Source organism: Micromonospora endophytica (assembly GCF_003236305.1).
In the GTDB taxonomy this organism is placed as follows: domain Bacteria; phylum Actinomycetota; class Actinomycetes; order Mycobacteriales; family Micromonosporaceae; genus Micromonospora; species Micromonospora endophytica.
Genome location: NZ_POTX01000260.1, coordinates 1 through 8,084, shown reverse-complemented (window position 1 = coordinate 8,084; position 8,084 = coordinate 1). Strand labels below are relative to the sequence as shown.

Here is an 8,084-nt window from a genome sequence, read left to right as displayed (position 1 = left end):
GCGCGACCTGTCCCGGGGCGAACCCGACCCACGCCTGCTGCCACCGCTCGGCCCGCACCTGGCCGCCCTGGCCCGCACCGCCGGGGAGCCGGTGGGCTACCCCGACGTCGGGGTGTTGCCGGAGCTGGTCGAGGCGGCCCGCACGCGACTGGCCGCCGACGGTGTCCCGCCGGCCGAGGTGACCCTCACCGGAGGCGCGCTGGACGGCATCGAGCGCCTGCTCGGTGCCCACCTGCGCCCCGGCGACGCGGTAGCGGTGGAGGACCCGGGCTGGGCCAGCCTGCTCGACCTCATCGCCGCCCTCGGGTTGCGGCCGGTCGGCGTTCCTGTCGACGACGACGGCCCACTGGTCGCCGGAGTGGCTGCCGCGCTCGCCGCCGGAGCCCGAGCGCTCATCGTGACCAGCCGCGCCCAGAACCCCACCGGCGCGGCCGTCTCCGCGGACCGGGCCGCCGCGCTGCGCACCCTGCTCACCGGGTACGCCGACCTGCTGCTGATCGAGGACGACCACGCCGCCGAGCTGGCCCGCGTACCCCTGCACCCGCTCGCCGGTGCCACCACCCACTGGGCCCTGCTCCGCTCGGTCAGCAAGCCCTACGGACCCGACCTGCGCCTGGCCGTGCTGGCCGGGGACGAGACCACCGTGGCCCGGGTGGCCGGTCGGTCCCGGGTCGGCGCGGGCTGGGTCTCCACAGTGCTGCAACGCCTGGTGCTCTCGCTCTGGCGCGACCCGACCGTGACCGCGCTCGTCGACCGGGCCGCGGAGAGCTACGAGCGGCGGCGCAACGGCCTGCTCGCCGCCCTGGCCGAGCGTGGCCTGCCCGGACTCACCCTGCGCGCGGTCGCCGAGCGCGCGGGCTGCACCACAGGCATGGTGCTGCACACCTTCGCCGACAAGCAGGCCCTGCTGATGCACGCCCGCGAACTGCTGCACCAGCGCACCGGTCAACGCGCCGACGCCGCCCAGGCCGATGCCGCCACTTTCCGTGACGCCCTGCGGGCCGTGCTGCTCCAGGCCGCCTCGCCGACCGAGGAGAAGCGGGAGGAGGCTCGGGTGTGGGTCGGGTTCCTCGCCGCCGCGTTGGCCGACCCGGTCCTGGCGCAGCGGCACCGGGCCTACCACCTGCGCTTCGTCGCCCGGGTCCGCGACCTGGTCGCCGCCGCCCGCCCGGACTGGTCCCCGGCCGACTGCGCCGCCGCCGCGACCGGCCTGGTCGCCCTCGTCGAAGGGCTCAACGCCCTCGCCACCGTCGACCCCGACACCTACTCCGAGCAGACCCAGCGCACCGCGATCGACACCGCCCTGCGGGTGACAGTCCCGGATTCATGATCGCTGGGTGGGGGATTGGGTGAGCTAGCGTGGGCGGGTGACTGACTTTCCGGACCCGCCAGGGGATCTGCCGGGCACCCTGGGGGCGCTGCGCGCGGCCGGGCACCGGTACCGCACCGTCAAACAGGAACTGCGCGACAACCTGCTGGTCAGGCTCCGCGCGGGCGGGCCGCGGTTCGCCGGCATCGTCGGGTACGACGACACAGTGCTGCCCGAGGTGGAGCGGGCGTTGCTCGCCGGACACGACATGGTGCTGCTCGGTGAGCGCGGCCAGGGCAAGACCCGGCTGATCCGCTCGCTGGTGACGTTGCTGGACGAGTGGACCCCGGTGATCGTCGGGTCGGTGCTCAACGAGCATCCGCTGCACCCGGTCACCCCGGCGTCCCGGGCGCTGGTCGCCGAGGCCGGCGACGACCTTCCGGTCGGCTGGCTGCACCGCTCGCTGCGTTACGGCGAGAAGCTGGCCACCCCGGACACCAGCGTCGGCGACCTGATCGGCGACGTCGACCCGGTCCGGCTGGCGCAGGGGCGTACGCTCGGCGACCCCGAGACCATCCACTTCGGCCTGGTGCCGCGGACCAACCGGGGCATCTTCGCCGTCAACGAGCTGCCGGACCTGGCCGAGCGGATCCAGGTGGCGCTGCTCAACGTGCTGGAGGAACGGGACATCCAGGTCCGCGGCTACCAGCTGCGGCTGCCGCTGGACCTGCTCCTGGTGGCCAGCGCCAACCCGGAGGACTACACCAACCGGGGCCGGATCATCACCCCGCTCAAGGACCGCTTCGGCGCCGAGATCCGTACCCACTACCCGCTCGACCTGGAGCTGGAGCTGGCGTTGATCCGGCAGGAGGCCGACCTGGTCGCCGAGGTGCCGGAGCACGTGCTGGAGGTGCTGGCCCGGTTCGCCCGCGCGGTGCGCGACTCGCCCTCGGTCGACCAGCGTTCCGGTGTCTCCGCCCGGTTCGCCGTGGCCGCCGCCGAGACGGTCGCCGCCGCCGCGCTGCGCCGGGAGAGCCTGCTCGCGGCCGCGACTGCCGCCGCACCGGGCGCGGCGGGTCAGGTGTTAGCAGGGGGCCCCTTTAATACACCAGACGTTAATAGGGGGCCCCTCCTTACACCTGTGGCGCGGGTGGGGGACGCGGTGTCGGTTACCTCGACGCTGCGCGGGAAGGTGGAGTTCGAAAGCGGTGAGGAGGGGCGGGAGACCGAGGTCCTCGGGCACCTGCTGCGTACCGCCACCGCCGAGACCTTCCGCGCCCGGCTGGCCGGCCTGGACCTCTCCGGGTTCACCGCGCTCGTCGAGGAGGACCGGACGATCGAGACCGGCGAGCTGGTCTCCGCGGCCGAGCTGCTGCGCCAGGTGGGCACGGTGCCGGGGCTGGCCAAGGTGCTGGACCGGCTCGGCATCGGCGACGCGCCCAGCCCCGGGCAGGCCGCGGCGGCTGTCGAGTTCGTGCTGGAGGGGCTGCATCTGAGCCGCCGACTGGGTAAGGACGTCACCGACTCGGGACGTACCCGCTACGGCGCCCGGGACTGAGCATGACCGGCAACCGCTTCCGGTACGGGCAGTGGCGCGGCGGCCCCGACCCGCTGGCGCCACCGTATGACGTGCAGGCCGCGGTGGACCAGGTCGGCACGGAGGTGCTGGCCGGCGGCAGCCTGCGCCAGGCACTGCGGGACCTGCTGCGCCGGGGCCCACAGGGGCGCGGCGGGCTGGACGAGCTGACCGCGCGGGCCCGCCGGCTGCGGCGGGAGGCCCTGCGCCGGGGTGACCTGGACGGCGCGGTGACCCGGGCCCGGGCCCTGCTGGACCAGGCTCTCGCCGCCGAACGGGACGAGTTGGCCGGCCGGGACGACGACGCGGCCCGGTTCGCCGAGGCGGAACTGGACAACCTGCCCCGCTCCACCGCCCAGGCGGTGCGGGAGCTGTCCGGCTACCGGTGGGCCAGCGACGAGGCCCGGCAGACCTACCAGCGGATCCTCGACGGGCTGCGGCACGACGTGCTCGGTCAACGCTTCGCCGGGCTGCGGGAATCGGCGCAACTGGCCGCCGACCCGGCGGTGCAGGAGCGGCTGGCCGAGATGATGCGGGACCTCAACGACCTGCTGGCCCGGCACGCCCGCGCGGAGGACACCACCGACGCCTTCGCCGAGTTCATGCGCCGGCACGGCGAGTTCTTCCCGGAACGCCCCGCCGACGTCGACGAACTGGTGGATGTGCTGGCCCGCCGGGCGGCGGCCGGGCAGCGGCTGATGAACTCGCTGTCGGAGCGGCAACGCGAGGAACTGGCCGGGCTGATGCGCCAGTCGCTCGGCGACCGGGTCGCCGGTGAACTGGCCGCGCTGGAGGCGAACCTGCGGGCGCTCCGGCCCGACCTGCGCTGGGGCCGGGGCGAGCGGGCGCAGGGTGGCCAGTCGCTCGGCTACGGCGACGCGACAGGGGTGCTCGACGAGGTGGCCGAGCTGGACGACGTGCTCGACCAGTTGGGCCAGGCGCATCCCGGAGCCACCCTTGACGACATCGACGTGGAGGCGGTGGCCCGGACGCTGGGCCGCGACGCCGCCGACGACGTACGCCGGTTGCGGGAGCTGGAGCGGGAGCTGCGCCGGCAGGGTTGGGTGACCCGCGACGCCGAGGGGTTGACGCTGAGCCCGAAGGCGCTGCGCCGGCTCGGCGGCACCGCGCTGCGGCGGGTCTTCGCCGAGTTGACGGCCGGGCCGCGCGGGCAGCACGACCTGCGCGCGGCGGGCGCGGCCGGCGAGGTGAGTGGGGCGTCACGACCCTGGGAGTACGGCGACGAGCAACCGCTGGACGTGGTGCGTACCCTCACCCGGGCGATCCGCCGGGGCGGGCCGGGAGTGCCGGTGCGGCTCGATGTCTCCGACTTCGAGGTGGTGGAGACCGAGCGGCGGGCATCGGCGGCGGTGGCGCTCTGCGTCGACCTGTCGTACTCGATGGTGTCGCAGGACCGTTGGGGGCCGATGAAGCAGACGGCGCTGGCCCTGGCCCACCTGATGGCCACCCGGTTCCCGCAGGACGCGTTGCAGATCATCGGTTTCGGCCGGACGGCGGCTGTCCTGAGCCAGCAGGAGTTGGCCGCCGTCGAGCCGGACATGATGCAGGGCACCAACCTCCAGCACGCGCTGCGGCTGGCCGGGCGGCACCTGCGCCGTCACCCGGACGCCGAGCCGGTGGTGCTGGTGGTGACCGACGGGGAACCGACCGCGCACCTGGACCCGGAGGGCGGGGAAGCGCTGTTCAGCTGGCCGCCGCTGCCGGAGACCATCGAGGCGACGATCCGTGAGGTGGACCGGCTCCGGCGGTACGGCGTGGCGCTCAACCTCTTCATGCTCGGCGATGACCCCGGGCTGCGCCGATTCGTCGACGCGGTGGCCCGCCGTAGCCAGGGCCGGGTCTTCACACCGGACCCGGATGACCTGGGCGAGTACGTGGTCAGCGACTACCTGCGGGCACGCCGGGGCCGCCGATAGGCTCGGCCGGTGGAGGTCGACGGGCTGCGACAGGCGTACGACGCGGTGCTTGCCGAGATCGACGCGGGCGGGTTCGGGCCACCACCACCCGGGCGGTACGACGCCGAACAGATCGTGGCCCACCTGGTCGCCAGCGACGAGTTGATGATCGAGGCCACCGAGGCGGTGCTCGCCGGAGCTCCGTACGCCTTCTACGACCTGGCCGAGGTGCACCGGCCCGAGCTGGACGAGTTGGCGGCCGACAGCGGTGGCCTGGCCGGGCTGGCCGACCGGCTGCGGGCCAGCAGCGACCGGCTGATCACCCTGGTCGCCCGGCTGGGCGCGGCAGCCGACACCCCGGTCGAGACGCACCTGCGGGAGGGCTTCGACCTGGTCGTCGACGGGCCGCTGCCCTGGGGGCGCACCATCGACCTGCACACCCGCGTACACCTGCCCCGCCACCTGGCCGAGCTACGGTCGCTCCGCACCCCCTGAGGCGTCGACCGGGGCACCTCCTTTGAAGGTGCGGCGGTAGGTGGACGGGGCTACGCCGATGCGTTGGTGTAGTTGCTGGCGCAGGGCGGCGGTGGTGCCGAAACCGCTGCGGCGGGCGATCTGGTCGATGCTCAGGTCGGTGCTCTCCAGCAGCAGTCGGGCGTGGTCGGTGCGTTCGCGCAGCAGCCACTGGGTCGGGCTGAGACCGGTCTCGGCGCGGAACCGGCGGGTGAAGGTGCGTACGCTCATCCGCGCCTGTTCGGCGAGGTCGCGCAGGCTGACCGGCTCGTGCAGCCGGTGGCGGACCCAGTCCCGGGCGGCGGCGGTGCTGGTGTCGGGTGCCTGCGGCACCGGACGTTCGATGTACTGGGCCTGACCACCGTCGCGCCAGGGCGGCACCACGCACCGGCGGGCGGCCTGGTTGGCCACCTGGCTGCCGTGGTCGCTGCGGACCACGTGCAGGCACAGGTCCATTCCGGCGGCCACCCCGGCGGAGGTGAGCACCCGGTCGTCGGCGACGAAGAGCACGTCGGGGTCGAGGTCGACCTCCGGGTACAGCTGGCGGAAGCGGTCGGCGTACGCCCAGTGGGTGGTGGCCCGGCGTCCGTCGAGCAGGCCGGCAGCCGCCAGCACGAACGCCCCGGTGCAGATGGACATGATCCGAACATCCCGGTCGTACGCGCCACGCAACGCCTTCGTCACCTCCGGCTCGACCACGTCGCGGCGTTGGGTGGCGTCCCCGTGTACGCCGGGCACGATCACCGTGTCAGCTTCCTCCAGCAGCTCCAACCCGTGGTCGGGCAGCACCTGGAAACCGGCGCTGCTGCGGACCGGTCGACCGCCCGGGGTGCAGGTGTCGACGGTGTAGAAGTGCCGGTCGTCGGCGTCCCGGGCGGAGCGGAAGACCTGGGACGGAGTGCCCAGGTCCAGGCCGACCACCTGGTCGACGGCGAGCACGGCGATGCGGTGCGGAGTCATGGCCCGATTGTTGCGCATCTTGGCGTTCCGGCCACTCGCCGGTGTCGACCGGCACGCCGCAGACTCACCTGGTGAAAAGATCTGTCCGTCTGCACCCGGCCTGGATCGTCGCCGCGGTCGCCTTCGTGGCGCTTGTCGGCGCCGCCGGTTTCCGGGCCACCCCCGCGGTGCTGCTGCACCCGCTGCACGCCGAGTTCGGCTGGCCGCTGGCCACCATCTCCGCGGCCGTCTCGGTGAACCTGCTGCTCTACGGGCTGACCGCGCCGTTCGCCGCGGCACTGATGGACCGGTTCGGCATCCGTCGGGTGGTCGCCGTCGCGCTGGCGCTCGTCGCCATCGGCAGCGGGCTCACCGTCTTCATGACCACCAGTTGGCAACTCATCCTCTGCTGGGGTGTGCTGGTCGGGCTGGGTACCGGCTCGATGGCGCTGGCCTTCGTGGCGACCGTGACCGGGCGCTGGTTCGTCCGCCGCCGGGGTCTGGTCACCGGCGTGCTGACCGCCGGCGGGGCCGCCGGTCAACTGGTCTTCCTGCCGCTGCTGGCGATGCTCGTCGACGGCTACGGCTGGCGGGCGGCGGCACTCGTCGTCGCCGGGGCGGCGCTGCTCGTCGTACCCCTGGTGTGGCTGCTGCTGCGCGAGCACCCGGCGGATGTCGGACTGCCGCCGTACGGTGGGCAAGAGGTCGTCGAGCCGGCGCAGCCGGCCGGCGGGGCCGCCACCCGCGCGGTCCGCGCGCTGACCGCCGCCGCCCGCACCCGGCCGTTCTGGCTGCTCGCCGCCGGCTTCGCGATCTGCGGCGCCACCACGAACGGCCTGGTCGGTACGCACTTCGTGCCGGCCGCGCACGACCACGGGATGTCGCAAACCACCGCCGCCGGCCTGCTGGCCCTGGTCGGCATCTTCGACATCGTCGGCACCATCGCCTCCGGCTGGCTCACCGACCGGTTCGACCCCCGGCTGCTGCTCGGGGCGTACTACGCGCTACGCGGCGGATCGCTGCTGCTGTTGCCGGGCCTCTTCGCGGCCACCACCGAGCCGAGCATGCTCGTCTTCGTCATCTTCTACGGCCTGGACTGGGTGGCCACCGTCCCGCCGACGGTGGCGCTGTGCCGGGAATACTTCGGCGCGTCCGGCGCGGTGGTCTTCGGCTGGGTGTTCGCCTCGCACCAGTTCGGCGCGGCGGTGGCGGCGACCGGCGCGGGCCTGGTCCGCGACCAGCTCGGCACCTACCATCTCGCCTGGTACGTGGCCGGGGCGCTGTCGGTGGGCGCGGCGGTGCTGTCGCTGATGCTGGTACGCCGCCGGGGCACGCCTTTCACCGAACCCGCCCCCGCCGCCCCGGTTGCCTGGAGCTACCGCAACTGACCTCGCCCGGGCCGCTCCTTACAGCTTCCAGCGTTGGGCGGGGTTGCCGTCGCAGGGGGCCTGGACGATGTCGTCGCCGGCTGCGGTGCCGCCGTCGCGGACCTGGGCGCACTTGCCGCTGTGGACGGCGATCAGCAGCACGGTGCCGTCGTCGGACCGCTGGAGTCGCCACTGCTGGTTGGCTTCGCCGTGGCAGCCGAACTGCTGCAACCGGGCACCGTCGTCGGTGCTGACGCCCTCGACGTCCAGGCACTGGTTGTGGGCGGAGTTGGTGAGGGTCACCGTGTTCGGGCCGAAGGGGTTGACCACCCACTGCTGTTCCGGCCCGCCGCTGCACGCGGTCAGTTCGGCGCCGGCCGTCTCGCCGTCACCGTCGAGACCGAGGCAGAGTCCCGAGCCGACGCCCTGGAACACCCGGGGCCCGGCGAGCGGGTCGGGGGTGG

7 protein-coding genes are annotated in these 8,084 nt (G+C 73.8%); 5 read left to right on the top strand and 2 right to left on the bottom strand.

The genetic code is table 11. The features are described from left to right. The first annotated feature begins 91 nt into the window (after positions 1–91). Genes C1I93_RS33325 through C1I93_RS25935 form a run of 4 tightly spaced genes read left to right on the top strand, consistent with a single transcriptional unit; the run spans position 92 to position 5,296 of the window. Complete coding sequence (locus C1I93_RS33325) at positions 92–1,330, top strand: aminotransferase class I/II-fold pyridoxal phosphate-dependent enzyme (protein WP_438819592.1); 1,239 nt, start codon at positions 92–94, stop codon at positions 1,328–1,330. Positions 1,331–1,367: 37 nt separating this feature from the next. Continuing rightward, positions 1,368–2,867: a magnesium chelatase ATPase subunit I gene (locus tag C1I93_RS25945; protein ID WP_111245904.1), complete on the top strand. Its 1,500-nt coding sequence runs from the start codon at positions 1,368–1,370 to the stop codon at positions 2,865–2,867. A 2-nt stretch (positions 2,868–2,869) separates the two neighbouring features. After that, positions 2,870–4,822 (top strand): VWA domain-containing protein, encoded by a 1,953-nt coding sequence (locus C1I93_RS25940; protein ID WP_111245903.1) that lies wholly within the window; start codon positions 2,870–2,872, stop codon positions 4,820–4,822. A gap of 9 nt (positions 4,823–4,831) precedes the next feature. Next, a complete protein-coding gene (locus C1I93_RS25935; protein ID WP_111245902.1) occupies positions 4,832–5,296 on the top strand; it encodes a DinB family protein in 465 nt (154 codons plus the stop codon). Here the strand turns inward: C1I93_RS25935 and C1I93_RS25930 are convergent. Then, positions 5,273–6,274: a GlxA family transcriptional regulator gene (locus tag C1I93_RS25930; RefSeq protein ID WP_420811698.1), complete on the bottom strand. Its 1,002-nt coding sequence runs from the start codon at positions 6,272–6,274 to the stop codon at positions 5,273–5,275. The two genes, C1I93_RS25935 and C1I93_RS25930, sit on opposite strands and share 24 nt — an antisense overlap. A 71-nt stretch (positions 6,275–6,345) precedes the next feature. On the opposite strand from C1I93_RS25930, the gene C1I93_RS25925 reads away from it, so the two are divergent. Then, positions 6,346–7,641: an MFS transporter gene (locus C1I93_RS25925; protein ID WP_111245905.1), complete on the top strand. Its 1,296-nt coding sequence runs from the start codon at positions 6,346–6,348 to the stop codon at positions 7,639–7,641. An 18-nt stretch (positions 7,642–7,659) separates the two neighbouring features. On the opposite strand, the gene C1I93_RS25920 is transcribed toward C1I93_RS25925, so the two are convergent. Continuing rightward, positions 7,660–8,084 (bottom strand): RICIN domain-containing protein (locus tag C1I93_RS25920; RefSeq protein ID WP_146603581.1); only part of this gene is annotated, 425 nt, incomplete at its 5' end.

What these genes read in the sequence shown, in the direction of transcription:
- C1I93_RS25940 (WP_111245903.1), top strand. Translation starts at nt 2,870, where the DNA reads ATGACCGGCAACCGCTTCCGGTACGGGCAGTGGCGCGGCGGCCCCGAC.
- C1I93_RS25930 (WP_420811698.1), bottom strand. Translation starts at nt 6,274, where the DNA reads ATGACTCCGCACCGCATCGCCGTGCTCGCCGTCGACCAGGTGGTCGGC.